Source organism: Proteiniphilum acetatigenes DSM 18083 (genome assembly GCF_000380985.1).
GTDB lineage: Bacteria > Bacteroidota > Bacteroidia > Bacteroidales > Dysgonomonadaceae > Proteiniphilum > Proteiniphilum acetatigenes.
Genome location: NZ_KB905701.1, coordinates 97,526 through 123,977, shown reverse-complemented (window position 1 = coordinate 123,977; position 26,452 = coordinate 97,526). Strand labels below are relative to the sequence as shown.

Here is a 26,452-nt window from a genome sequence, read left to right as displayed (position 1 = left end):
CATTGCAATTACACTTATTTAATATAACGGTCATGTACTTTTCAAAGAATCACTCATAACTATTTGATTATCCCTAAAATATTAATAATACATAGTTTAATTACTTATCATGAAAGTATTAAGCAAAAACTTACCGAATCCTATAATTAAAAAAGCGGAAGAAAATTAATTCCTCCGCCTCTCAAATATCTGAAAACAGCAAATCTCTACTCGCTGAAGACCGGTTTGTAATAACCCAAATCGTCAATACGCGACTTGGTAACGAAGTTGTAATTCTTCACTACTTCTATACGACCGTAATGGATATAGACTTCAGCACTGCGACGGAAAAGTTCCTGATCTTTATTGGCATCCTGCAAGAGAAGGTGTCCCATGATGATATGTCCGGCACTTTCCACAAGCCTGCGGGCATGAAAATCGAGGTAATCCTCATCTTTGGGTGAAGTAACCACTTCTATCAGTTTCTCATACATTTCCGCCATATCCGCCAGAACACGCTTCAACGGTTCCAATTCAGGCACGACCGGCATCGCGGCATATTCCTTGATCTGCTGCAGATAGGTGCCGGTTGTGACGTGGCGGATAGCAGCTACCACCTGTAACTGGGTCGTACCTTCATAGATGTTGGTGATACGTGCATCGCGATAAAGACGCTCACATTTGTAATCTTTCATATATCCCGAACCGCCGTGGATCTGAATAGAATCATAAGCATTCTGATTAGCATACTCGCTGCTCATTCCTTTTCCAAGCGGAGTGAAAGCATCGGCCAGACGGGAGAAATGCTTCATCTCGTTCCGCTCTTCGGGAGTCAGTTTACGTTCACGGCTGATATCTTCCAGCGTTTTGTACATATCCACAAAACGGCAGGTTTCATACAGCAAAGCACGCGACGCATCGGTTTTGGCACGCATATTGGCCAGCATTTCATACACCGGCGGGAACTCGATAATGGCTTTACCGAACTGACGACGCTCAATAGCATAGTTGTAAGCTTCGCGGGTAGCTGCTTCCGAAATACCTACCGACTGGGCCATAATTCCCAGGCGAGCACCGTTCATCAGCGACATCACATATTTGATCAGTCCCATCCGGCGTGATCCAACCAGCTCTGCCTTTGCATTCTTGAATACCAGTTCGCAGGTAGGTGCTCCCTTGATCCCCATCTTGTTTTCAATACGGCGCACATCCACACCGCCATTTTTCTTGTCGTAAACGAACATTGACAAGCCACGGGCATCTTTGGTACCTTCTTCCGAACGAGCCAGCACTAGGTGAATATCAGCATCGCCATTGGTGATGAAACGTTTCACACCGTTCAGATACCACTGATCCTCTTTCTCGTTATAGGTTGCTTTCAGCATGACTGCCTGCAGGTCAGATCCGGCATCGGGTTCAGTAAGATCCATCGACATAGTCTCACCCTTCACAATGCGCGGCAAATATTTCTCTCTCTGCTTTTCATCGGCGAATTCGTAGATGGTTTCACCGCAATCCTGCAGCATCCAGATGTTCTGAAAGCTGGCATCAGCACGGCTGACAATATCGGCGCTCATCATATAGGGCACCATCGGAAAGTTGAGTCCGCCATATTTACGGGCAAGACCCATACCCATCAATTCCGCTTTGTTGAGTGCATCGAGATTTTCCTGGGTGGGTGCAGCATAGATAACACGTCCATCATTTACCGTCGGCCCGGTATGATCTACTTTTTCTGCATTCGGTTCAATGATATCGCCGCAGATCTCTCCCACCACTTCCAGCACTTTATCATAGCTGTCCATTGCATCCTCAAAATCTATCGGAGCGTAGTCGTATGTCTCACGGTCTGCGTAGTTTCTCTCTTTCAATTCCACAATACGTTTCATCAGCGGGTGCTGAAGATAATGACGGAATTGCAGTGTATCTGTATAAAAGTTTGCCATTTCGTTTTTAGGTATGTTGTTAGTTGTTTGTTTTTTTGTGAAATTAGAACTGGGAACTGGGAAATTAGAAATTAGAAGGTTGAATATCCTTGGATATTTTGGCGCAATAAGCCCTTAAAAGTTTATCCAACTCAATCAATTGAACTTGAAATAAATCGTAGTCATTCTGCGAAATATATTGTAAGTCTTTAGCTAGAATAAGATAATTATAAATCTCTGCTAATGATCCTTGAGATATATTGAAGAACCTTAGCTTATCTTTCTTTCCAAATTTACGATAACCTTCTGCAATATTTGCAGTAATAGAGATCGCAGCTCTTCTCATTTGCGAGACAATACCAAATCTTTCATCTTTTGGAAATCTTCTTGTTATTCGATAGATATCCAAAACAAATTGATGACCTTTCTGCCAAACAATAAGCGATTGAAATGATAATACCTCTGCACTTTTCATTCTCAAATTCCAGATTCTAAGTTCTATAAATCATTTCGAATTCTTCTTATAATACTTAATCATCTTCGGAATCACTCTCTCTATTTCACCGGTGATCACATAATCGGCGATGGAGTTGATAGGTGCGTTGGGATCGTTGTTAATAGAAATGATGATAGAACTGTCCTGCATACCGGCGATGTGTTGTATCTGCCCCGATATACCACAGGCTATATAGACCTTGGGACGGACGGTAACTCCTGTTTGTCCCACCTGGCGTTCATGTTCCGCGAAACCGGCATCGACTGCCGCACGAGAGGCGCCCACTTCAGCTCCCAGTACGTCGGCGAGTTGATAGAGCAACTGGAAGTTCTCTTTCGATCCCACACCATATCCTCCGGAAACGATAATAGGTGAATTCTTGATATTCACTTTCGACTTTTCAATATGGCGGTCGATAATGGTAACCACAAAATCTTCTTCTTTTACGTAGTCAGCCACATTGTGCTCCACAGTTTCACCTTTATAATAAGGATCGAAGATCTCTTTCTTCATCACCCCTTCACGTACAGTAGCCATCTGCGGACGGCAATCGGGATTGATGATCCACGCCACGATATTACCACCAAAGGCGGGACGTATCTGGTAGAGCAGATTTTTGTAGGTCTTACCTGCTTTTCTATCCTCGTGGTCGCCTATTTCGAGTGAGGTACAATCTGCCGTAAGCCCACTGCCCAGAAGAGATGACACACGCGGTCCCAGATCACGACCGATAATTGTAGCCCCCATCAGGCATATCTGCGGTTGCTCTTTTCTGAAAAGTTCCGCCAGGATGGAAGTATGCGGAAGTGTAGTGTATGGCGACAGGCGATCATCTTTGAAAAGATACAGCACATCTACGCCATATGGGAATACCTGCCCTTCGATCTTTTCAAGGTCGGCAACGGCACCGGCGGCAATAGCTTCGAGTTTACAACCCAACTGGCCGGCAAGCGAGCGTCCTTTGGTCAGTAGTTCCAGGCTCACGTCGGCCACTATCCCCTCCTCGATCTCTAAATATACAAATAAGTTGTTCATTTTGTTTCTTCCTTGTGTTATCCAATCGTGTGACTATCTATCAGTTCTTTCATCAGCTCTTCAATATCGACGTCGTCGTCGGTAAGATGCCGACTCTCTTTGGCCTGAAACACCACATTCTCTATCTTTTTCACTTTAGTAGGGGAACCGGAGAGCCCGCACTGCACCTTGTCAGCTTCCACATCGTCCACGCTCCATTCGGTTAGGTTCAGATAGGGACGGCTACTATAGATATCTATGTAGTCGATATTCTCAGCCTGACGCTCAGTTATGGTCCTGGCATGTTTATACTTTAACAACAGTTTCGCATTACGGGGACGGCATGCTCGGGCAGAACCATTTACCGTAACGACTACAGGAAGGGGACATTCCACTACTTCCACTCCGTTTTCCAAACGGCGCTTAATGGTTATTGTTCCGTTTTCGATCTTTTCAACATTCTCGGCATAGGTGATTTGAGGAATTCCCAACTTTTCAGCCACCTGAGGCCCAACCTGTGCAGTATCTCCGTCAATAGCCTGACGCCCTGATACAATAATGTCGAACTTCCCGAGCTTACGGATCGCCATCGACAATGCGTATGAGGTAGCCAATGTATCTGCGCCGGCAAACGCCCTGTCGGTTAACAACACTCCATCATCTGCTCCGCGGAATAATCCTTCACGTAAAATCTCTGCAGCACGTCCCGGCCCCATAGTCAGTACCGTGATCTTCGAACCGGGAAAGCGGTCCTTAATACCCAACGCCTGCTCCATCGCATTCAAATCCTCCGGATTAAAGATGGCGGGCAGTGCCGCCCTGTTTACAGTTCCGTCGGCTTTCATCGCATCCTTCCCCACATTCCGTGTATCGGGAACCTGCTTAGCCAACACAATAATGTTAAATGTCATACTCATTAGATTAGCTTATCTCTTATAGATGTTTTAAATATTTTAAAAGCTACAAATATAGTGAAAGCCGAGAGATAAGCCAAACTTGTTTGAGCTTTTCCGAGGCGCATCCTATATTTTCTAAATATACACAAAATTTGCCTTGCCTGCTGCTTCATTATCAATTTTCTAAAAAATGAAATAAGCCATTAAACCAAACCGGCAGAAAGCTATCTTTATAAGAGTGGTCTGTACTTCACTTTCACCGGTGTTTCAATAAATCAACGGACTTAGTTCCGACATCGTACAAATCTTATTATAAATGATTTAACAAAACAGATAAACCTGAATGACGTCACCCGGAATCTTTCTGATAAACAATAATCAGAAAGGCTACTACAGAAAATATTCATTAAAATTAGATATTTTGAGTCGTCTTCGCTCCTCGATTTTCAATTCTGCGTTCGGCAAAACGAGTAAATTCATTCTGCTCTCACTTATCGGAATAGTTCAAGTAAACCTGACTTTACTCATTTAGCTTAACGAAAATATTTATTTTACCGGAAATATGAATGAAATATGATAACTTTGCAGTAAATTTTAATCGTATGCAAAAAACAACATCCTCTCTGATAATTTTTCTCCTGGCTCTGTTAATGAGCAGTTGTGCAGGAATTAAATACCTGACAGTGGAAACGCGTGAACCGGCACAGGTCAATCTTCCTTCAAATGTACTTTCAATAGCGATTGTCAATAATGTGGTACAACAACCCGATGAAGTAGGACATGACAGCATTCCGATAGGACATACGCAAGCGGAAAGGACTAAAGTTTCATCCGACAGTGTCGCTGTCTTTTATACTGAAGCACTGGCACAATTTCTGGATGAGGAGGATTATTTTCAACGGGTGATGTATTACAATGAACCGTTAAGGAACGACAATGATTTCTTCCGGGAGAAGCCCGTAGATCCCGAAACGATGCACAGGATCAGGAGGGAAACAGGTGCGGATGCAATTATCTCTCTCGACAAGCTGATCGTTGAGACTAAAAAGAGAGACCATTTCAGACAACAGGGATATACGTATACGGACATGACAGGAAAAATACATTCTGTCCTCCGCGTATATATGCCTACTATGGAGGGAAAAATACCCGCCGTACAATACACCGACAGTATCCGTTGGGAAGGGTTTGATATCCAGGACGGAAGAGCGTATGCCGATATTATGCTCCCCTCCCGTAAAGAGGCGATAAAAATATTGGCAGTGAATGCTGCGGAAAAGATGACCTATGTATTTGCTCCGCATTGGGAGATGCAGGATCGATGGTATTATACGTTACCCAACTCACTGATGCGGGAAGGGGAAGCCTATGCCAAAGGATCGCAATGGAGTAATGCTATTGAGAAATGGGAAGCGTTTTACAACAACAGTTCTAAAAAAACCGACAAGGCTAAAGCAGCCAGCAACATAGCACTGGCCTACGAAATGATGGACGATATGGGCCGGGCACTGGAATGGGCTACACTCTCAAATAACCTGTTCATTGAATCCACAGCACCCAACTCTCTGGAGAGAAGAAGATCACTGCTCTACAAAAATGAAATTGAAAGGAGAAACAGAAACTCCAACAAATTGAATATGGATAATCTTTAACAGGAATATAGCAAGCAAAAACCTGAAAAAAGCGGTTTAATTCCCTTTTTTCGGGTTTATTTTATCTGAATCTAAAAAAACTGCGAACTTAATTTACGGTTTTCAAAAAAAAGACTATCTTTGTCCTCGAATCTTATAACAGTAATTTTACTCATAACTACTGTTCAATAACATTAGACTTTTTCTTATTAGACTTTTTCTGTGCTCGACATAGTCAAGTAAACTTAGTTATTTTCAATTTTTATTGCACTATTTCAAATGCTTTCGACTATTTCAGCGTTCGGCAAAGCAAATAAATTTGCTCCGCCCTCACTTAGTGGAAAAAGCACTCGCAACAGCATATATTATCAACAACAATATTTATTCAAAAACCATAACGAATTTCATACACCTACATGGCTTATAACATTATTGAGCTTAATGAAAAGCTCACCACAGAATTACGGGTTCTTGCCAAAGAGATGGGCATAAGACGCCCCGATGCATACAAGAAAGAAGAACTCATTTATAAAATTCTTGATGAACAGGCAATTGCCGAAACAAAAAAACTGAGTGCAGACGGTGGAAACCAACAGGGTCACACAGCGAGAAGGGGTTCCGACAATAAAACAAATAACCAGAGAAATAAAACTGTCAACAGGAAAGAGGAACCCAAAGAAAAGGAGGCTGAGAAAAAAATAGAAGACAAGACAAAGCCTCAAAGTCAATCACAGCCTGTGCAGGCTGCAGAGAAGCCCAAATTAGTGAGGAAGGATCCCGTTACTACGGAAGAGAAAATTCCCGTAGCACAAAGTAGTGTTCCAAGCGCTCAACCTGAAGCAAAACCGGCCATCACCCAAACAGTTCCGGAAAAAAGTGTGGAGATTTCTGAAACAAAAGCCGACACTCCAGAGAAAAAACCTGAGGAAGCGACAGCTCCAAAGGCGCCTGGAAAACCCATCCAGTTGGTCTTCCGTTCTTCCAAGCACCGGAATGAGGAAAAGAGTACGCCTGCCCCCGTCACCTTACCCCCGGTAGTGGCTGAAGAGGCGCCCGAAGAAAAAACGGACACGCCCGTGAAAGAGCCTCCCATCTCCGGAGGCAAACTATCTATGATGGATCTTATATCTCCTTCGCCTCTGCAACCCAAACAGCCGGCTGCACAACAGATCAAACAGCCCCAGGCTCATCAGGGTCAGTCGCAACCTCCGGCTCAGGTACAAACCCCACAACCGAAAGAAAAAGACCCCGCTTATGATTTCGACGGGATACTTAATGCTTCCGGCGTACTGGAGATTATGCCTGACGGTTATGGCTTCCTGCGTTCTTCCGACTATAACTATATGTCGTCACCCGACGATATTTATGTATCTCAGTCGCAGATCCGTCTCTTTGGACTGAAAACAGGCGATGTAGTAGAGGGTCCTATCCGTCCTCCGAAAGAGGGAGAAAAATTCTTCCCGCTGGTAAAGGTGGACAATATCAACGGACGCAATCCGGATGATGTACGCGACCGTGTGCCTTTCGATCATCTGAAGCCGCTCTTCCCCAACGAAAAGTTCAACCTGACCAAAGGACATAACGATAATCTTTCCTGTCGTGTGGTTGATATGTTCTCCCCTATCGGGAAAGGACAGCGCGGTCTGATCGTAGCGCAACCCAAGACAGGAAAAACAATGCTTTTGAAGGATATTGCCAACGCTATTGCCGACAACCATCCGGAAGTATATATGATCATATTGCTGATCGACGAACGGCCTGAAGAGGTGACCGATATGGAACGGAGCGTAAATGCAGAAGTGATCGCTTCTACCTTCGATGAACCGGCAGACCGTCATGTAAAGATCGCCGAGATCGTGTTGAACAAAGCACGTCGCCTGGTGGAATGCGGACACGATGTAGTGATACTGCTCGACTCTATTACCCGTCTGGCACGTGCTTACAACACCGTACAGCCTGCTTCGGGAAAAGTACTCTCAGGAGGTGTGGATGCCAACGCATTGCATAAACCAAAACGTTTCTTCGGTGCCGCCCGTAATATCGAACACGGCGGTTCGCTCACCATTATCGCCACAGCACTTACCGAAACCGGCTCCAAGATGGACGACGTGATCTTCGAAGAGTTCAAAGGTACCGGTAACATGGAGTTGCAGCTCGACCGCAAACTTTCCAACAAACGGGTATTCCCCTCTGTGGATATCATTGCTTCGAGTACGCGTCGTGATGATCTGCTCCTGTCGCAGGAAACACTTAGCCGTATGTGGGTTCTCCGCAACTTCCTGTCGGATATGAACTCGGTGGAAGCGATGGAATTCCTGCTGACCCGTCTGAGACGTACTTCAAGCAATGAAGAATTCCTTATTTCAATGAATGATTGATCTTTAAGAAAACAGCTTCTCTCTAAAGGGGAAGTGTATACTAAAATAAACGCAGCGAACCGTGAAGTCCGCTGCGTTTTTTGTTAAAAAATCCCCCAATTTTCTAAAGGAGATTGCCGGGAGAATTTATTAATACAGTTACTTCTTTTCTTTGGTCGGGTATCTTCACCAAACACTCTTTCAACTGATCATTCCACGACCACTCGATCGAAGAGATATCGGTTTCCGCTTTACCGGCGATGGATGCTTCATCCGTTTTTTTGGCCGTCACCCCGTTTACGGTAACTAACGTCGGCATTTCTTCCAGATGATAGGTCAGTATCATATTCCTCTTGTCCGATTGCCTGAATCCATTGTCGGACGGTTCAATCACCGTGCGGTATCCGTTGGACAGCGTTGTACAGGTAAACCGGGTCCTGGAAGCAATATCTTCGAGATAATCGAGAGTTTCGCCATCGTCTTCATAGAGTTCAAACTCCGCCGCCTCATCTTCATAATTCGGAAAGATATGCACAAACAACGGATAGTCTTTCTTCTCGTGGATATATTGCATCACGGGCATCATAGGGATGATGGATCCTTTTTTTACAAAAATCGGGATGGTATTCAACGGCGCTTTATATGCCACTGTTTGTCCGCCTAAATACTCAGTTTTTTTATCGTTAAAATCGATCCATTCACCCTCCGGCAAATAGACCCGTTTCACCCGTTCTCCTTCTTTCAAAACCGGAGCAACTAAAATTTCTTCACCGAAAATAAACTGATTGTCTGTTTTTGCTGCTTCCTCATCATTGGGGTACTCCATAAACAACCCTCTGGTAATGGGTAAACCGGTATCATGTGCTCTACGGGAATAGGTATACAGATACGGAAAAAGCTGGTATTTTAATTCAATCGCTGCTTTGCTGTTTTTCTCCACTACATCTCCAAACATCCAGGATTCTACAGCATTATCCCCTTCGTGATGGGCACGGCTCAACGGACAGAATATACCAAACTGCATCCATCGGGTGTACAATTCTCCCATCGCCTGATAATCGGTAATGTCTCCGCAATATCCGGAAATATCGGTTGTCCAGAACGGTATACCTCCCAACCCGGCCGATATGCCTACAGCCACCTGATTTTCCAGTTGTGCCCAACCTTCAAGCACATCGTTACCATTGCCACTGTCGTTTGTCCATCCAAAAGTATAGCGCTGAAGCCCGGCATATGCAGAGCGTGTCATCTGGAATATACGGCGATTGGGATTATGTTTCTCGAATTGCTCTTTTACAACCTTATCCCATGTCAAACCGTAGACATTGTGAATTTCGTCGTGCATTCCAATATGATGTTGCATATTCAGACGGTCAACATCTTCTTCGTTGCTCCATGCCGGTTCACCCATATCGGTCCAGAATCCGCTTACACCATCATTGATGGGTTTCTGCTGATATTCTCCCCACCAATCGGCTACTTCGGGAATGGTGAAATCTACAACACCACAATTTCCGCCCCAGGGCCAGGGCATATCATAAGCTTTTCCTGTCCGGACATCTTTTACCAGATAGCCAAGTTTGTCAGCCTCCTCCCATTGCTTCTTATTCGCCTGGGAAATGACAGGATCCTGAGACACTATCATTTTGAATCCCTGATTGCTTAATGTCTGAAGCATTCCTTTCGGGTCTGAATAATTCCCTTTTCGCCACTCGAAGTCCTGCAGGTATTGTGTCCAGCCTATATCCTGATAAATGATATCACAGGGGATTTGCCGTTTGCGGAATTCAGCGGCAATCTCCAAAGCCTGTACCTCTTTGGTATAGAGCCCTCTGCTCTGTGCAAACCCCAAAGCCCATTTAGGCGGCATGATAGGCTTACCTGTAAGAGTAATATATTGTTGTTGGATCTCTTTATAATCTTTTCCGAATATGAAGTAATAGACGAAAGCTCCGTCGGGTGCTTCGAACGAATAATATTCCTCCGATTCCGTACCGAATTTGAACTCTGTTTTATATGTATTGTCCAAAAATATTCCGTAGCGGTAATTACTCATAAAGAAAGGGATACTTTTAGCCAATGGATCTTCTGTTACACTATAGCACGGACGGTCGCTGTTCCACATCTTATATGAACGTCCCCGGCGGTTCAAAGGACCTGTTTTTTCTCCCAACCCAAAGAACTGTTCATCGTTGCGCAATATCTTATATGCCTTCACGGCAGTAGCATCGGAGATATGCCCCTTATCTTTAAAATCACTGAAAACCAGTTTTTGCCATTTGTCGAATATCTGTAACTGCATCGGATTTTTATTCATCCGGATACGAAGTTTTGATGTAAATATTTCATAGCAGGAAGGTTCGTCGTTAACGTGTATTTCACCAACATCTTCCAACTTTTCATTGACCACTGCAAATGATTCATTGCTGCGGACAAACTGTCCGGCCGGATCGAACCATACTTTAACCACTGAACTGTTATGGATGGTTAATGACAACTTTGATCCGTCATTCCCGTTAAATATAACCTGATTACCTTTTTGGGTAAAGGAAATACATTCCCCGCCAAACAGCGTCGACGAAGAAAATCCTCCTATTAATACGATTATTATTGTTGTTAAATACCTCATACAGATAAACTAAAAGTTATATTGCGGGAAATATCCCGCAATATAACTTTCTAAAAAATAAGAATTTATATTTTTTCTGCTAAAAGCGTTTCTTCTAATGCATTGATAGTAAGCTTATAATTTCCTGCTTCTTCCACCCTGAATTTATCATCCGAACCGCCATCGCCACTTTGACTATAACGTAATGTTTGCGGCTTATTTAATTCTAATTTTGCACCAGCTTGTCCAGCCATAAAGAAAGCACCTCCCCAACCGTCACTTCTATTGATCGGAAATTTTATCTCACCTGCTGTGAGCGCACCTTCCCAGGTAAAAATATTTTTGTTGTCTGCGGACTGCTTCATCGCGGTTGCACTTTCAATATCCCAACCATTGGGTGTGGCATCACCCACCATATACATGGTAGCAAACCGGGGTGGGTCTTTATAATCGTCCGGATTTGGCGGAGGAATTAATTCATAATTCTCCTGACAGGAGACACCCAGGAATATCAATAACAGGATGGATAATACATATTGTATATTTTTCATAATTATCTAATTTTCAAAACTATATTTTAATAAATCTGCGATTCTTTATTAATTTTCATATCCGGGATTCTGTACCAGATCGGGATTTGCACCCAACACTTCGTAATGAATCGGATAGATTTCCCAATGATTGCCTGCATCGGGTTCTTTATCCCACCAGGTTCCGGTTGTGAATTTATTCCAGCGTATCAGGTCTGTACGCCTACGGCCTTCGGCAAGAAATTCGCGTCCCCATTCGTCCAACAGTTCGGCCTGCGTGAGTTCAACCACACCTTCGGGCTTGTACAGGTAATCGTTGTGATATTCGGACGGATAGTTCCGCTTTCTTACGACATTCAATAACCGGCCTGCTTCTTCTACATCTCCTGCACGGAACTTACATTCGGCCAACGAATAGTAGATCTCGGGCAGACGGATCAATGCGAAATCCGACTCGATCGCACCCGGATCGCCATCCCTGTAAACAGGATATTTCACGGGATGCCAGCCAGAATTATGATCGGCATTAGCCATTTCAGATTTTACACCCGGAAGTGTAACACTCGGAGCAGCATTTTTGAATGGACCAACCTGATCACGGATATAGTAATCGTATCCTTTGGGAGATTGCACCCTTTTGGTTTGTCCGCTTTCAGTGTATTCCAGATAGCCATACAGGAACATTCCTTCCCTTTGGCTTGTACCGGGCAGATTCCTGTATTTTTTCAACCGGTAATCTTCCGGATATTTCTGGAATTTTCCGACCGGCATTCCCAACTCAAAGTTATAGAGGTTGCCCATCAAATCGCGACTGGGTTGCAAAGCATATTTGGGATTCATCCCTCCGAATTCCATAAATCCGAAGTAAAAGTGTGCATTGGCCGGCAAACTCCACCAGTACATATCTGTATTCATATGCCAACGGGCTCTGGATTTCGATGCGGTAAATGCATAAATCACTTCATCACTGGTTTCATTGTTCCAGTCAAAAGGCTCATCCCAACGATCGGCCACTCTGTATGTACCGTATTTTCCGTCGATAATATCCTGTGCATAAACGGCACATTCGCTATACATTGCCGTACCGATCCATTTTTCGGCATTGAGATACAGCTTCACCAGTAAGGAAGCAGCTCCCGCCTGATTCCAGATTCCCTGTTTTAGCTGGTTGCCCCCGGTACCTTGTTTTACGGGTAGCATGGGGATAACTGCTTTGAGTTCCGTTTCAATAAAATCGAATACTTCCTGCGGGGAAACCTGTCCTTTACTGTTTAGTTCCTGATTCCGGCTGATCGCCAAAGGAATATTCCGGTATTGGTCGAGCAAATTAATATAGAACCATGCGCGCATAGTACGTAATCCACTTGAGAATTCATCCAGTTCCGCCTGCGTCATTCCGAATTTTGCCGGATCTAATGTTACGAAATCATCCAAAACAGCATTGATTTGCGTAATTCCCTGAAAGTTGGCATTCCAACCGTCTCTTGTGAATCCGTCAAGCGAAGACCATTTATGGTAATGCCAGCGTTGATAGTTTCCTCCATCAAGCCAGTCACCTTCCCTGTTCCATGTACCCAATTGATCTGCCGGCTGTTCCTGCATACCAAAATTGGCACCTATACTCCAGAAAGCATGTTCCAACGGACGTACATAAGCACGAATAACATCGTCTTTGGTATTGTAGTAGTTTTCGGTTACAATCTGATCATACACTTTCTCGGTAAGATCGGTACACGACAAACAACCGATGGCCAGTATTGCTGCTATTATATATTGAATTTTATTTTTCATCTTCATAGTTGTAAATCATTAGCCTGTTAAAAATCAACTTGCACACCAAACAGGAACTGTCTTGTTGAAGGATAGTAATTTTTGCGGGTTCCCGCATCGTCATTACCAAATATTCCGGGCAAAAGACCGTTCACATTGTAATTGGACGGGTCCACACCGTCGAATTTAGTCAATGTAAACAGGTTGCGGGCTGTTCCGTAGAAACGCAGACTGCTGATCCAGTCATTCTGCTTTATGGGAACGGTATATCCCAATGTAACAACGTCTAACTTCAAATAATCGCCTTTTTTGATGAAATAATCGCTCAGGACATTCATCCCGGTAGTTATAGCCGCATTCTTGCTGTAAGCCAGTGTAGTTACGTTCGATGTACTGGGTGCCGATTGCAGACCGTAGTAAAATTCGTGGACATCGAAAAGATCATGACCGAAGGCACCCCGGAAATAGAGTGATAAATCCCAGTTTTTATACATCAAATTATTGTTCCATGACATGGTAAATTTCGGTAAACCATTACCGGTCACACGTTTGAATGAGTCATTGGCTTCAGAAACAGGTACTTTTTCGGTATTATCGGCATTCCATACCAACCAGTTGCCATCTTCATCAATTCCGGCAAATGCGTGTGTATAGAATGTTCCCACCTGTTCGCCTTCGATGATCCGCTGTACCGATCCCGGACTACCCGGAGCAGGCATACCGCCCACTTCATAATAACTCTGTCCCTGGAAAATATCGTTGGAGAAATTCAGGAACTTGTTACTCATGGTCGTTCCAACCAATCCTGTATTATAACTGAAATCTTTGGTTTTAACTACATCGACATTCAATTCTATTTCAAAACCGGTATTCTGCATTGTTCCTACGTTTGCATACATGTTGTCAAACAGGTAAGGAGGAATAGGTACTTTATAATCGCCCAAAAGGTCTTTCTGTTTGCGGTTGAAATAGTTAAAACTACCCGTGAGCCTGCCAAACAAACGGAAGTCAACGCCAATATTCCAGTTATGCGCTTTTTCCCAACGCAGATCCGGATTCACATTTTTCCCGGCAGCCCATCCTTTGTAATATTCACCATTGTAGTACACGTCGCCGAAACCACCCATTGTGGCCAGTGAACGGTAACTATCGAAATTTTGGTTTCCGGTCACACCATAGTCAGCACGAAATTTTAAATCGTTTATCCATGCTATATCTTTCATGAATTGTTCTTCACTGATGCGCCAACCCGCCGATATAGCAGGAAAATATCCCCATTTATTATTTGCACCGAATTTCGAAGAACCTTCATAACGAAGCGATGCTGTAAGAAGGTAACGTTGCATATAATCATAGGTCAGACGTCCGAAGAAAGCAATTAATTTGGAATCGTTGCGTGAACTTGACATCCCGGCGCGACCATCTTCTTTCATATAGCTTCCATCACCCAAATTATCCCAGGTAAGGACGTCGGATGTGAAATCCTTATTCTCACCTTTCAATTGGTTGTACATCCAGTATTGATACGAATATCCACCTGTAAATCCTAAATTATGGTCGTTTTTTGACGTTTTGAAATTTACCAGCCATTCCAGACTTTCCTGCCGCCATTTTTTGTATTCCTGGCTGGCTTCACCCGCATATCCGTTGTTAATAGCCTCATTGCTGGTGGATGGGCGGAACCAATACCCCATTTCATCGTTGATTTGCTGAGCCAGGGTGATCTGTGTCGTCAATATATAATCTAACGCTTTTCCTTTAGCATAGAGTGTCGGGATATCCATTTTGGCAGTCATATCCCAATCCATCAATTTATGTTCGGTATAGCTTTTCTCCAGTGTAAGCTTCTCCACCGGATTATAGTCTGCCTGTTGATTTCTGAAATCGGTAAATCTTCCGGAACCGTCCTGTTCATATACCGGAGAAGTGGGATTAGCCACCAACGCATTGACGAATGCTCCCCAGTCGGCATTGTTTTTATTGATAACACGGGGCGCTACATTCCCCGAAAAAGTGAGCAATCCGCTACGAAGGGTATGGTTAAAAGATAAACGCGCACCATACTCTTTGCGGTCAGAACGGATATCAATCCCGTTGGCTTTACGGTAGTCTACCGATGCCCTGAAATTACTATCCCTGTTACCACTCGATAATGACAAGCTATGATTTTGCGTTAAGCCTGTCCGTGTAATTTCTCCGAGCCAATCGGTATCATGACCGTAATCAGGTGAACCATTCATCACTGAGCGGTAGGTACGGAATTGTTCTCCTGTCAGCGGCTCCAATTCACGTATCATCACATCGAACGAAGTATAGCCGTGATAATTGGTCTGTAAACTACCATCTCTTGAGCCTTTCTTTGTAGTCACCAGGATCACGCCGTTACTTCCTCGTGTTCCGTAAATAGCTGCTGCCGCTCCATCTTTTAGTATATCAAAAGACTCAATATCGTTAGGATTGACATTGTGTAAATTGCCACCCGGCACACCGTCGATAACGATCAGCGGACCTAAGCCTGCCGAACGTGACGAAACACCACGCACCTGGATGCTCGCACCACTATTCGGATCACCACTTCCCTGATTGGTGATGGAAACACCGGCTACTTTACCCTGAATCATCATTGCAGGATCAATCGCCCCGACATTTAAAAAGTCTTTACTCGAAATATGAGAAATTGAAGAAGTCAATTCTTTCTTGTCCATGGTTCCATAACCGATAACTACAATCTCTTCAATCATCTGTACATCTTCCTGTAACGTAATATCAATAGTAGTACGGTTATCAACCGAAACTTCCTGTCTGGTGAAACCCACATAAGAAAACTCCAGCTGTGCGTTTTGCGAAACTGTAATAGAATAGGCTCCATCCAGATCGGTCACTGTTCCGTTAGTTGTCCCCTTCTCTAAGACGGAAACCCCGATAAGAGGTTCACCCGACACATCGCTAACGGTTCCCGAAACAGTTATCTTGCCTGTATTCTGAGCATTGACAAATATCGGAAAACAAAGAAAGATTATTCCTAACAAGAATATATTAGGAATGATGCCTTTTTTATAGGGCTTTTTTTCTTTTAATTGCATACAATAAATTTAGATTAAGAAAATTAAAAATAAATGATATATAGTCTCATAAAAATAAGACTACACAGGATATTTAACCTTTACTTTTTTTCAGGTTATCTATTATAGATTTCTTATCCAGATATTCCGGAATGAGACAGCTGTACCGTGGTCCTGAAGCATTAGAGGGAGCCGTCCATGAGCGTTGTATTCCGGCAATCCGATATATGGTGTATGGCCTTTCAGGATATAATTGTTCTGTATAAGAATACCGTTTAATACGACAGTTATCATGGCAGGTGACTCAAGCTCACCTCCTGTACCAAATCTCGGGGCTTTCCAGTAAATATCATATACCTGCCATTCACCGTTTTTTGTATAGGCATTGGCCAACGGAGCCGTCTGCTTATATATACTACCCACCATTCCGTTTACATAGGTATCGTTATTGTCCCCATCCAGTACCTGTACTTCATAGCGGCTCATAAGAAAAATCCCGCTATTTCCGCGATCTTGTCCGTTGTATTTCTCAGGAGCAGGCGACCTGAACTCAATATGCAACTGGCAATCGCCAAAATGCTCTTTGGTCATAATACCTCCCGTGCCGGGTTTGACCGATAAAACTCCATCCTCAACCCTCCATCCGGGTTTTTCTCCTTTTTCATTTACCCATTTGGACAGGTCAGTGCCATCAAAAAGTATGATGGCATCGGAGGGGGCAGCGCCGGGCGTTTTACCCGGGATGACTTTCTCTGGTACGGGATAATACCATTCGGTCTGTGCAGGTGTCCACTGCGTAAATGCACCGAATGAATACACAATAAAAATCGTTAAAAACAGGCTTTTTTTCATTATATTACTTTTGTTTTTTAGTTAGTATATTTTTGGCTTAGACATATTTCTCTCTATGCGTGTGTTATTAGTAAATGACAAAAGTAAAAGATAAACGGATAATTCTGAAATGATAGAGTAAAAATAGCACTTGTTAAATACAACAATAAACTGTAAAACAATCATTTAAATAATATTAAAGAAACAACTAATCCATATATTTTTATTTCACAAACAGAAGAAAATAAAGAGTTTCTTGATTCCATGACAACTCTGTTTATGATACAGAATTATCCATTTTTAGGTATCCGGCTTATTCTGTATTCAAATTCTTCTTTGGGAATAATTGCTTTGGATTTTAATTTTCCCTTATAGGAGTAGACGGTTTTAACCGATAAATTAAGAAATTTGGCAATTCGTTCGTTATCGGTAATTCCCAGACGTATCAGGGCAAAAATACGCAATTCAGGATTTAAATTTCCTTCTTCATCAATCGTTACCTGATCTTCAGGATTGAGGAATTTATTAAATTCCGTGATAAAATTAGGAAAAAGCAGCAGAAACGTTTTATCGAATGATGAATACATGTTATCACGCTCGGTTTTCATATTAAATTCCTTATACAGCTTACTCAAATCTTCGTATTGCCGGGTAGTTACTTTACGGTCAATCGTCTTCAGAAGATTCTCAAAACGTTCGATATATTCGGATTTACCATACAAAGACTGTACAATATACATGTCTTTTATCTGGTTTGATTCTTCAAGCATTCGTTTTGAACGTTCCAATTCTTTGTTTGCTTCTTCCAGCTTGTAATTTATCAACCGTATTTCGTTGTATTGATCCTGTATAGATTTTTTTGCGTTTTTCAATTTTGAGATTTGGCGGAATATAATTACCAGTAACATAAGAGCAATGAGCGCCAACAACGAGACTGTAATCAGGTAGTTGGTAAGTTTATCCTTTTGACTACTGACAATATCGAGTCTCTCTTTTTCGATAATGGGAAGAATAGTGCTGATTTCAATTTTACGGCTGCGGTTGTCGTAAAATATAGCGTCTTCCATGGCTATTTGCATACATTTGCTTGCAAAATCTATATTCCCCAATTCATACAACCATTGTCCGAGGGATTTTTTGGAAGTCGTTTCACGTATGGAAGTCCGTATGTCATAAATGGATGAGAGGGCAGCATTGTAAATCGCTCTCACTGTATCGTTGACATTATGATAACTTACAGCAAGATTAGAATGTATGATAGCGTAATTGTGAGGGGATAATTGATATTTATCAAGTATTTCTGTATATTTTGCGATTTTGATGTTATCATCAGTGTAGAGCAGTAAATTATAATTATCATACTCGAACGTATTGGGGTTCAAGTAAATTAACAAGGAATCACAATATTGCAGTACTTTCTCCCTGTAATCCTTTTGGAACTGATTACTTCTATTGTATAACAATAAATCCTGATAGAACCTCAAACAATTTTGATAGTAGGTTATTTTCAGATTATCCGGCATTTTCCCGGGATTCAAGGTATTAATAAGCTCAAAGGCTTCTTTGTACAATCCGGCCAATACAAGGGATTTCAATATATTCAATCTGGATTCCGTAATCAGTATTTCATTATTCAAAGCCGTTGCAATATCCAGTGTATTTTGTGCATATACCCAGGCCGAATCGTATTGATAAACAATGTATTCGTTAAAGAGTCTGTTACTTAACTCAAATCTGGCATGCAGCTCATCCGTCTGATGGAGTTGCTGTTTCATCCTCTCCATCTCGTCTTCCTTAAGTTCGTAATAAAAAAAACGATTATCCAACTCTGAATCAAGCACCTTGAGAATGGAATCATTGGGCATGGATCCATATATACCATGAGCACATATCAGGAATAACAAAATCCCAAACAGTTTTTTCGGGAATAAAATAATTCTCATAATCCTACGCTCATTTAATGCACCTCCAAATTTCTGACCGGTCTAATTTATCACATTGCACGGTACAAAAGTAAGCTATCCTATTCTTCTTTCCAAACCGGATTATGATCATAGTAAGTTTATAGTGGATTACAGCCAGATATCATCAGGATAGATCACTTTTTCCAGGAAAAGGGCGTGTCCCGGTGCAGAGTCTCCTGCCACATTGCGATTTCCGGCTTCAATAATGCGTCGCAACCCCTGCTCATCAAGCTGTCCCCTACCCGCTTGCAACAGTGTTCCCACAATAGCGCGTACCATATTCCTAAGAAAACGATCGGCCCTAATGGTAAATTCATACAACTCTTCTTTTTTTTCCCACCGGGCATATTCAATCCGGCAGTTGTTGGTCTTCACATCTGTATGCAGTTTACTGAAACTGGTGAAGTCTTTATACTCCTTCAATACTTCGCAGAGGGTGTTCATCACTTCGAGGTCAGGCTGAAAAAACAACCGGTAAGTATATTCATGGAGAAACGGATCTTTCACCGTCGTCACATAGTATTTATAGGTGCGTGAAACAGCACTGAAACGGGCATGTGCGTCGGGGCGCACCTGTCGTATAGCGGAAAGGGAAATATCTTTCGGAAGGAAATTATTGAGTCTGTATACCAGATCATCCGGAGAAAAAATATCTCCCTGCCAATCGAAATGGGCCACCATTTCACGGGCATGCACACCGGCATCGGTCCTACCGGCACCTACCACCATCACTTCTTTCCTTAAAATAACAGAGAGTGCATCCTGAAGCACCTGCTGCACACTCATTCCGTTAGGTTGGATTTGCCAACCCACATAATTTTTTCCGTTATAGGAAAGTGTGATAAAAAAACGGGACATCCGAAGTTTATAAATTAAGAAACAATTAATTTAGTACGCGGGTGTAGAGGGTTCTTCCACCGGCATGTGCGGCGCAAGCAGGATTAACCCTCCTACAGCGGCTGCACCTGCCACAATCCAGCCGGCAGTAACAGCATTCCGATTGACTATCTCTATATAAAATATGTCACCTCGTTGTTGAACATCACGGGATAAGAGGTCGTTTTTACTACCTGTTTTTATTATTTCCGAAATAAAAAATACATCTTCAAAAACAGTCTGACTTTTATCCCTGTCATTGACAATGGTTAAATAGCTTCGAAATTTTAAAGGTGTATCTTCTTCGGTAAAATTGATAAAACGAACAGATGAGAGACCTATGTCCCGCTTCCGATACAGATATGCAGGAATATCCAGATTCAAAATGCGCGACAACGCCATAGGCGAATAAACAACTTTAGAATGAGGAGGAACAAACAGATCACTCTGAGGTAACACAACTCGCCCGGAAATACTTCCCGAAGAAGCACTGTAATTGGTATTTGAGAAATGATAGGTCGTGGTACTTACATCGCCGTGAAAGCGTGCGTTATTATCTCTCAACTGCACAGCATAGTCTTCAGCAATAATCACTGAGCGCGACCAATCTACAAAAACCGGATCCTCCGACTCATTATGGATTTCATACACTACTTTCCCGCCCAAATCCTTGAATGAATAGTTTACAGATAAATCATTACGAGAGGTACGAAACGAACCATCCTGGTTCCGCAGTAACTCCTTTTCATACGACTGAACGGTGGAATAATAGTAGGTCGTACAACCGGACGTCAATAATCCCAGACTGACAATTAAAAATAAAACGGTATTCTTTAAGATCATAGGGAAGTATTTTAATGTGCAAACAGCACGTTTAACTATTCATCCCACGAAGTCTGATTTTAGTAAGCGCCTGTTTGGTATTGAGCGGAAAATCGCCATCCATCATCCATGCGTAATAACTCGGTTCGTTTTTGAGTACCTCTGCCACCGGTTTTCCCTTGTGTTTCCCGAAGTTAAAAACTTCCACACCTTTCTCGTCATAGATAAATCGTCCGGCAAAGTCCACATTACTGTTGAAACTCGAATACTCCTTCGACAACATCTCAATATCATTTTCCAGATCGGGATAGCGGTCGAGTTGCGATTTCAACACTTCGTAGGTCGCTATGGTATCAGCCTCGGCAGAATGTGCATTATCTAATTTCTTATTGCAATAAAAAGCATAAGCTGCTTCCAGAGTGCGCTGTTCTTTTTTATGGAAGATGATCTGCACATCTACAAATTTACGTTTGCTCATATCGAAATCCACGCCGGCACGAAGGAATTCTTCTGCCAGCATCGGCACATCGAACCGGCTCGAGTTGAAGCCGGCCAGATCACATCCTTCCAGTTGGTCGGCCAGTGACCGTGCTACCTGTTTGAAAGTAGGGCAATCTTTCACGTCATCATCGGTGATGCCGTGAATAGCGGTAGCCTGCGGAGGAATAGGCATCTCGGGATTGATACGGCGTGATTTGATCTCCTCTTTGCCGTTAGGATACACTTTCAGGAATGATATCTCTACAATGCGGTCGTGTATGATGTTAATCCCGGTCGTCTCCAAATCGAAGAAGACGAGAGGATTCTTAAGATTTAACTTCATCAGATTATCGTTAGTCATTCAACATCATCGGCATCAACAGCGTCAGCATATCTTCATTTTCTTCTTTCTCGACAGGAAGGATCAACCCGGCACGTGACGGATCGGAAAGCTCTATACGTACATCTGAAGAGGGTATATTATCAAGAATATCAATCAGGAAAGAGGCTTTAAATCCAATATTCATCACATTCCCTTCGTAAGTGCAGGGAATGGTTTCTTCTGCAGTAGTCAGGAAATCGATATCCTGGGCGGTTATCACGATTTTATCTTCCGAGAGTTGGATTTTCACCAGGTTACTGGCCGGATTGGAGAATACAGCCACACGTTTGAGGGCGTTCAATAGTGTCAGTCGGTCCAGCACAAATGTGTTGGGATTATTCTGCGGGATTACCGAGTTATAATTGGGGTAACGCCCCTCTACAAAGCGGCATACCATCTTGTAAGACGACATGGCTATGTAAGCGTTGTTTTCATCGAACTTAATTTCTACCGTGCCGGATTCTTTCGGAAGAAGTGATTTGAGCAGGTTCGCCGGCTTTTTTGGCAGGATAAATGATGAGCGTCCTTCACCCCTGGTCTCAGTAGTGGTTACACGAACCAGTTTGTGCCCGTCGGAAGCCACGAAAGTGAGGTCGTCGGTTGTAATATCAAAATAGATACCGTTCATCACCGGACGCAATTCATCGTCGGCAGTAGCAAAGACAGTCCGGTTGATACCCGAAAAGAGTGTATCAGCCTCCACAGTCAATGTCATAAATGAATCTTTGAGCGGTTTGGGTTCCGGATATTCATCCCCTTTCAGACCGACAAAATTGTATTTCCCGTTGTGATAATAGAGGAATATCTCCAGTGTCTCATCGTTGATATCGAACGTAAGCGGCTGGTCGGGCAATTCTCGTAACGGGTCGAGCAGGTTTCGGGCATTGATGGCCAGGCTTCCTTCACCTTCCGCGCTATTCACTTCTACCGTCGTTTCCAACCGGGTTTCGTTGTCGGCTGCGGTAAGTGACAGTGTGTTACCTTTCAGATCGAGCAAAAAGCAGTCGAGAATAGGCAATGTGTTCTTGGAATTGATAACTCTGCTTATGGCCTGCAAGTGACTCAACAGTGCGGCGCTTGATACTACAAACTTCATATGATTAAAAATTAGACCCAAGAGCCAAGAATCAAGACACAAGAGTTGTTAATATCCTTGTGTGTGAACTCGTATCTTAGGAGCGTTGCATTTGTTTATTTATTTTTCAGCAAATATATAAAATTATCCCACTGCATCGACTCTTTTCCCGATAAATTTTCGATACCTGTTCAAAATTCAAGATTCCAAATTCAAGATTCAATATTTCAAAATTTCATGATTTAGTTTTCATTTTCAATTTTCAATTAACAAAATAACCTTCCCACCATTCCACATTATTACATTATACATTATTCTCATTGACATATTATTCTCATCAACTTCTCGGATGATGTTCGATGATCTCCTGTCGGAGAAAATGTCGGTCGATATGTGTATAGATCTCGGTAGTAGTGATCTTCTCATGTCCCAACATCTCCTGGATCACCCTTATATTGGCGCCCCTTTCGAGCAGATGGGTAGCAAACGAATGACGAAAAACGTGCGGACTGATTTTTTTTTGCAAACCCACTTCTTCGGCATACCGTTTGATATAATAAAAAACCGTAACACGGGAGATAGCTTTGCCGCGTGAACTGACAAAGAGAATATCTTCATTTCCTTTCTGGATGGGAATCTGATTCCGATAGTAAAGCCAGTCACGGATCTTCTGTATGGCCACATCGGAAATGGGTACCAGCCGCTGTTTACTCCCCTTTCCCTCCACACGGATAAAACCTTCGTTGAAAAAGAGATTCGAGAAGCGGAGGTTGGTCAGTTCAGATATACGAAGTCCGCAACTGTACAGTGTTTCAATAATAGCGTAGTTTCGGGTACCTTCGGCTGTCGACACATCTATAGCTGCCAGTAACGAGTCGATCTCCTCTACTGACAAAACGACCGGAAGCTTCAGTCCGACCTTGGGAGCTTCCAGCAATTCGGCGGGATCATCCGTCCGGATCTTATCCAGCAAGAGAAAGCGAAAAAATGATTTCAAGCCCGATATAATACGGGCAATGGAACGGGGCGAAATATCCTTATCATGCAATTCGGAAAGAAACTCTTCCAGGTGAGCGGTCTGAACGGATTTTATATCGATCTCTTTGTTTTCCATGAAATCAAGCAGTTTCTCCAGATCGGTCATATAGGCATCAATGCTATTGGCCGATAATCCTTTCTCCAACAAAAGATAGCGCTTATATTTTTCGACCTTCAGATCCCGCTTCATTTCAATTTTTGTCGATCTCTTTTCTGAGAGTTGTTGCCTCTTCGAGGTGTTCTTCGATTTTATTCAGTACAAAAGACTCCTCATCTTCCGACAGAGTCTCCCCTTTTTCCAATTTTTCCATAAGGCCAATCAACGGCTTATTTCCCATTAACCGGAACAGGGGCAATATCTTATGAACGATTCCCTGAGCTACCTTTTCTTCTTTTTTCCGGAAAGCTTCTTTCAACTGAATGTGACACTCTCCCGTTTCATTGATAAACGATTGCAGAATGGCTGCAGAGGTCTGTTTGTCATCACTCACAAATTCGATTAACGCCCTGGCCCCCTTTTCGTCGAAAGATTGTTTTTCTTCCGGCATAAAAGCCTTTTCTTCGGGATTTCCACTCCCTACATAGTGCCAAATAGTACTGTATAACCTGTCGGAAGTGAACGGTTTAATAAGAAAATCGGTAAATCCGGCAGACTTCATCTTTTCTTTCGATATATCCGATCTGGCTGATAACCCTATTACAGGCATATTTTTTACCTGTTCACTCCCTAAACGACGAATCTTTTCAACCAGTGTCAATCCGTCGGTTCCAGGCATCTGAATATCCATAAACAGGATATCAAAGGAAGACGATTGAAGAAGCGATAATACCTTATCGGGGTTAATTTCCGTCACACTCTTTATCTTCTTCTTCGCAAGCATCTCCGAAGTCATCGTCAACTGAACAGGGTCATCATCCACAAGAAGCACAGAAACACCTTCAAGATACTGTTGCAGTATCTCAGGCTTGTCCCTGCTTTCAACCTGTATCTCTTCTTTTGCATCTTTCAGAGGAATCTCAACAATGAATTCAGATCCTTCCCCTTTGCGGGAATTGAGATGAATAGTCCCATTCAATGCCTCTATAAACCCTTTGGTAATAGCCAGCCCAAGACCACTTCCTTCCTCACCGAGAGGGTTATCCAGTTGCCTGAATTCCTGAAAGATAATCTGTTGATCGGCATCATCGATTCCTTCACCGGTATCGGTGACTGAAAACAGAAGACGTTTCGGGGAATCATCGTCCTTTAACCAAGCCCTGACCCGAACACTACCCTCCGATGTGTATTTTACCGCATTGGAGATAATATTATTCATAATCTGGCGTATCATATAGAGATCACTATACACAGCCAATTGTTCAGGTAGATTATTTTCAACACTGTATTCCAGGCCTTTCCTTGAAGCCAGCGGCTCGAAGCCTGAAGCCGTATTATCTATAAGTCCGTACAGGTTGAAATTCGACTCCTTCAACTGCCAGCTTCCTTCTTCTAATTTATGATAGTCCAGCAATGCTGATGCAAGCTCCAGGATGTGTTCTCCCGAGCTTTTCATATTGTTAAGGTAAGTCTCGTTTTTCCGATCGCCATGAATATCCATCAACTCGATGAATCCGAGGATTGAACTCATGGGCGCCTTAATATCGTGCGATATGGTGAGCATCAGCTTTTCGCGTGACGCAAGTAAATCGGAAATACGTTTATTAGACGCTTCGAGTTGTCTTCTATAACGCTGGCTTTTGTTAATATCCACCAGAAAGAGTATGGCGAAAACAAACGCGATAAGCAATGCCACACAGAAAGCGATAAACATGGTACGTTGAGAGCCAGAGATAGTCTGTTCTTTTGCTATGAGGAGCTGAAGCGACTTCTCTAACTCCTCTTGTTCAATTCCTTTCAACAATTCGTCGATACGTGAAGTAAGCATCCGGTTGGTCTGACTCATCAACTCCTGACGTGTAAGATAGGCTAATTGAAATTGTCTTTGCCGTTCCAGATCGAGTCTCTCCGAATAACGCACCTTGTTGATAATAGTATCCACGATCAGTTTAAGGTCGTGATCCGAAACAATCGACCTCTTTTCAATCACCACTGTGGAGTCGGAACGGGCTACGAATACGTCACGTACACGATCCATAAAACCTCTCCGGTTACCGGCTACTACACTCGTATCACTTTTATTGGTATCTGCACTGTTCAGATTCTTACTCTCCAAATAATCAGTTATCTCCTGATTCAATTTCAGAGGCACATAGCTGCTTTCGTTTTGCACCACGATTCTCGGAGCACGGCGGATGGAATCGAGCAATACAGCTACTTCCTGCAGGTTTTCCCTTTTCCTGTCCACCAACAGTTGTATGGTATCCAACTTCTCTATTCGTGAAGAATCGACTGCCACCTGTTTCAACTCATCAAGGTTGGCTCTGATCTTGGGAGCTATAGAATCGTACTTGTGAAAATATTGTTCCGCATTTTCTGCATTAATCAGGTTTTGCTCGCTCTCAATCTCATAAAGCATAGAAAGCGTGTTTCCCACAATCAGTAATTCCGACATGTCTTCGCCTTTGATCCTGGTATTGGAATAGTTCACCAGATTATTATAGAGAGAAACAAGACCTAAAGCCATAACTGCTACCACCAGCAGATATCCGATAATAACGGTAAATTTGACCTTTAATGAACCTTGTTTTCTATTTTCAGGTAATGATCGCATATTGT

Annotated in this window: 18 protein-coding genes; 2 read left to right on the top strand and 16 right to left on the bottom strand. The window is 42.9% G+C overall.

Features of this window, described 5'->3' with window-relative positions; all coding sequences use genetic code 11:
- Window positions 1–206: 206 nt before the first annotated feature.
- The 4 genes from F597_RS0114490 to F597_RS0114475 form a co-directional block, all read right to left on the bottom strand.
- On the bottom strand, window positions 207–1,925 hold the full coding sequence (locus F597_RS0114490; protein WP_019540479.1) for an acyl-CoA dehydrogenase family protein: 1,719 nt from the start codon (window positions 1,923–1,925) through the stop codon (window positions 207–209).
- Between the two features lie 64 nt (window positions 1,926–1,989).
- Window positions 1,990–2,379, bottom strand: a complete 390-nt coding sequence (locus F597_RS0114485; protein WP_019540478.1) for a four helix bundle protein — start codon at window positions 2,377–2,379, stop codon at window positions 1,990–1,992.
- A gap of 30 nt (window positions 2,380–2,409) precedes the next feature.
- Complete coding sequence (locus F597_RS0114480; RefSeq protein WP_019540477.1) at window positions 2,410–3,435, bottom strand: electron transfer flavoprotein subunit alpha/FixB family protein; 1,026 nt, start codon at window positions 3,433–3,435, stop codon at window positions 2,410–2,412.
- Between the two features lie 17 nt (window positions 3,436–3,452).
- Complete coding sequence (locus F597_RS0114475) at window positions 3,453–4,325, bottom strand: electron transfer flavoprotein subunit beta/FixA family protein (protein WP_026327495.1); 873 nt, start codon at window positions 4,323–4,325, stop codon at window positions 3,453–3,455.
- A gap of 587 nt (window positions 4,326–4,912) precedes the next feature.
- On the opposite strand from F597_RS0114475, the gene F597_RS0114465 reads away from it, so the two are divergent.
- Window positions 4,913–5,962, top strand: a complete 1,050-nt coding sequence (locus F597_RS0114465) for a DUF6340 family protein (RefSeq protein ID WP_139224129.1) — start codon at window positions 4,913–4,915, stop codon at window positions 5,960–5,962.
- Window positions 5,963–6,357: 395 nt separating this feature from the next.
- A complete protein-coding gene (gene rho / locus F597_RS0114460; protein WP_019540473.1) occupies window positions 6,358–8,319 on the top strand; it encodes a transcription termination factor Rho in 1,962 nt (653 codons plus the stop codon).
- Between the two features lie 103 nt (window positions 8,320–8,422).
- Here the strand turns inward: rho and F597_RS0114455 are convergent, their stop codons facing one another.
- The 12 genes from F597_RS0114455 to F597_RS0114400 form a co-directional block, all read right to left on the bottom strand.
- A complete protein-coding gene (locus F597_RS0114455) occupies window positions 8,423–10,927 on the bottom strand; it encodes a glycoside hydrolase family 31 protein (RefSeq protein ID WP_019540472.1) in 2,505 nt (834 codons plus the stop codon).
- Window positions 10,928–10,992: 65 nt separating this feature from the next.
- A complete protein-coding gene (locus F597_RS0114450; protein ID WP_019540471.1) occupies window positions 10,993–11,457 on the bottom strand; it encodes a SusF/SusE family carbohydrate-binding protein in 465 nt (154 codons plus the stop codon).
- Window positions 11,458–11,505: 48 nt separating this feature from the next.
- Window positions 11,506–13,233 carry a RagB/SusD family nutrient uptake outer membrane protein gene (locus F597_RS0114445; RefSeq protein WP_019540470.1) on the bottom strand — a complete coding sequence of 576 codons (1,728 nt, stop codon included), beginning with the start codon at window positions 13,231–13,233 and terminating at the stop codon, window positions 11,506–11,508.
- Between the two features lie 20 nt (window positions 13,234–13,253).
- Window positions 13,254–16,289, bottom strand: a complete 3,036-nt coding sequence (locus F597_RS0114440) for a SusC/RagA family TonB-linked outer membrane protein (protein WP_019540469.1) — start codon at window positions 16,287–16,289, stop codon at window positions 13,254–13,256.
- Window positions 16,290–16,391: 102 nt separating this feature from the next.
- Window positions 16,392–17,120, bottom strand: a complete 729-nt coding sequence (locus F597_RS0114435) for a 3-keto-disaccharide hydrolase (RefSeq protein WP_019540468.1) — start codon at window positions 17,118–17,120, stop codon at window positions 16,392–16,394.
- A 269-nt stretch (window positions 17,121–17,389) separates the two neighbouring features.
- Entirely contained in the window at window positions 17,390–19,042 is a 1,653-nt protein-coding gene (locus F597_RS0114430; protein WP_019540467.1) for a DUF6377 domain-containing protein, read from the bottom strand.
- Between the two features lie 129 nt (window positions 19,043–19,171).
- Window positions 19,172–19,921, bottom strand: coding sequence for a tRNA pseudouridine(38-40) synthase TruA (truA, locus tag F597_RS0114425; RefSeq protein WP_019540466.1), 750 nt, complete (start codon window positions 19,919–19,921; stop codon window positions 19,172–19,174).
- A gap of 30 nt (window positions 19,922–19,951) precedes the next feature.
- Entirely contained in the window at window positions 19,952–20,782 is an 831-nt protein-coding gene (locus tag F597_RS0114420) for a hypothetical protein (protein WP_019540465.1), read from the bottom strand.
- A gap of 31 nt (window positions 20,783–20,813) precedes the next feature.
- The gene (locus F597_RS0114415) at window positions 20,814–21,584 is read right to left on the bottom strand and encodes a 3'-5' exonuclease (RefSeq protein WP_026327492.1); all 771 of its coding nucleotides are present in this window, start codon (window positions 21,582–21,584) and stop codon (window positions 20,814–20,816) included.
- A 10-nt stretch (window positions 21,585–21,594) separates the two neighbouring features.
- A complete protein-coding gene (dnaN, locus tag F597_RS0114410; RefSeq protein ID WP_019540463.1) occupies window positions 21,595–22,719 on the bottom strand; it encodes a DNA polymerase III subunit beta in 1,125 nt (374 codons plus the stop codon).
- A gap of 316 nt (window positions 22,720–23,035) precedes the next feature.
- Window positions 23,036–23,926, bottom strand: a complete 891-nt coding sequence (gene xerD / locus F597_RS0114405) for a site-specific tyrosine recombinase XerD (protein WP_019540462.1) — start codon at window positions 23,924–23,926, stop codon at window positions 23,036–23,038.
- Window position 23,927: 1 nt separating this feature from the next.
- Window positions 23,928–26,447 carry a hybrid sensor histidine kinase/response regulator gene (locus F597_RS0114400; protein ID WP_019540461.1) on the bottom strand — a complete coding sequence of 840 codons (2,520 nt, stop codon included), beginning with the start codon at window positions 26,445–26,447 and terminating at the stop codon, window positions 23,928–23,930.
- Window positions 26,448–26,452 lie beyond the last annotated feature (5 nt).

Bases quoted from the DNA above. Each gene is read 5' to 3' on its own strand.
- F597_RS0114420 (WP_019540465.1), bottom strand. From the start codon at position 20,782: ATGATCTTAAAGAATACCGTTTTATTTTTAATTGTCAGTCTGGGATTA.
- F597_RS0114435 (WP_019540468.1), bottom strand. From the start codon at position 17,120: ATGAAAAAAAGCCTGTTTTTAACGATTTTTATTGTGTATTCATTCGGT.
- truA (WP_019540466.1), bottom strand. From the start codon at position 19,921: ATGTCCCGTTTTTTTATCACACTTTCCTATAACGGAAAAAATTATGTG.
- F597_RS0114450 (WP_019540471.1), bottom strand. From the start codon at position 11,457: ATGAAAAATATACAATATGTATTATCCATCCTGTTATTGATATTCCTG.
- F597_RS0114440 (WP_019540469.1), bottom strand. From the start codon at position 16,289: ATGCAATTAAAAGAAAAAAAGCCCTATAAAAAAGGCATCATTCCTAAT.
- F597_RS0114475 (WP_026327495.1), bottom strand. From the start codon at position 4,325: ATGACATTTAACATTATTGTGTTGGCTAAGCAGGTTCCCGATACACGG.
- F597_RS0114455 (WP_019540472.1), bottom strand. From the start codon at position 10,927: ATGAGGTATTTAACAACAATAATAATCGTATTAATAGGAGGATTTTCT.
- F597_RS0114480 (WP_019540477.1), bottom strand. From the start codon at position 3,435: ATGAACAACTTATTTGTATATTTAGAGATCGAGGAGGGGATAGTGGCC.
- F597_RS0114485 (WP_019540478.1), bottom strand. From the start codon at position 2,379: ATGAAAAGTGCAGAGGTATTATCATTTCAATCGCTTATTGTTTGGCAG.
- F597_RS0114465 (WP_139224129.1), top strand. From the start codon at position 4,913: ATGCAAAAAACAACATCCTCTCTGATAATTTTTCTCCTGGCTCTGTTA.
- F597_RS0114430 (WP_019540467.1), bottom strand. From the start codon at position 19,042: ATGAGAATTATTTTATTCCCGAAAAAACTGTTTGGGATTTTGTTATTC.
- F597_RS0114400 (WP_019540461.1), bottom strand. From the start codon at position 26,447: ATGCGATCATTACCTGAAAATAGAAAACAAGGTTCATTAAAGGTCAAA.
- rho (WP_019540473.1), top strand. From the start codon at position 6,358: ATGGCTTATAACATTATTGAGCTTAATGAAAAGCTCACCACAGAATTA.
- dnaN (WP_019540463.1), bottom strand. From the start codon at position 22,719: ATGAAGTTTGTAGTATCAAGCGCCGCACTGTTGAGTCACTTGCAGGCC.
- F597_RS0114490 (WP_019540479.1), bottom strand. From the start codon at position 1,925: ATGGCAAACTTTTATACAGATACACTGCAATTCCGTCATTATCTTCAG.
- F597_RS0114415 (WP_026327492.1), bottom strand. From the start codon at position 21,584: ATGAAGTTAAATCTTAAGAATCCTCTCGTCTTCTTCGATTTGGAGACG.
- F597_RS0114445 (WP_019540470.1), bottom strand. From the start codon at position 13,233: ATGAAGATGAAAAATAAAATTCAATATATAATAGCAGCAATACTGGCC.
- xerD (WP_019540462.1), bottom strand. From the start codon at position 23,926: ATGAAGCGGGATCTGAAGGTCGAAAAATATAAGCGCTATCTTTTGTTG.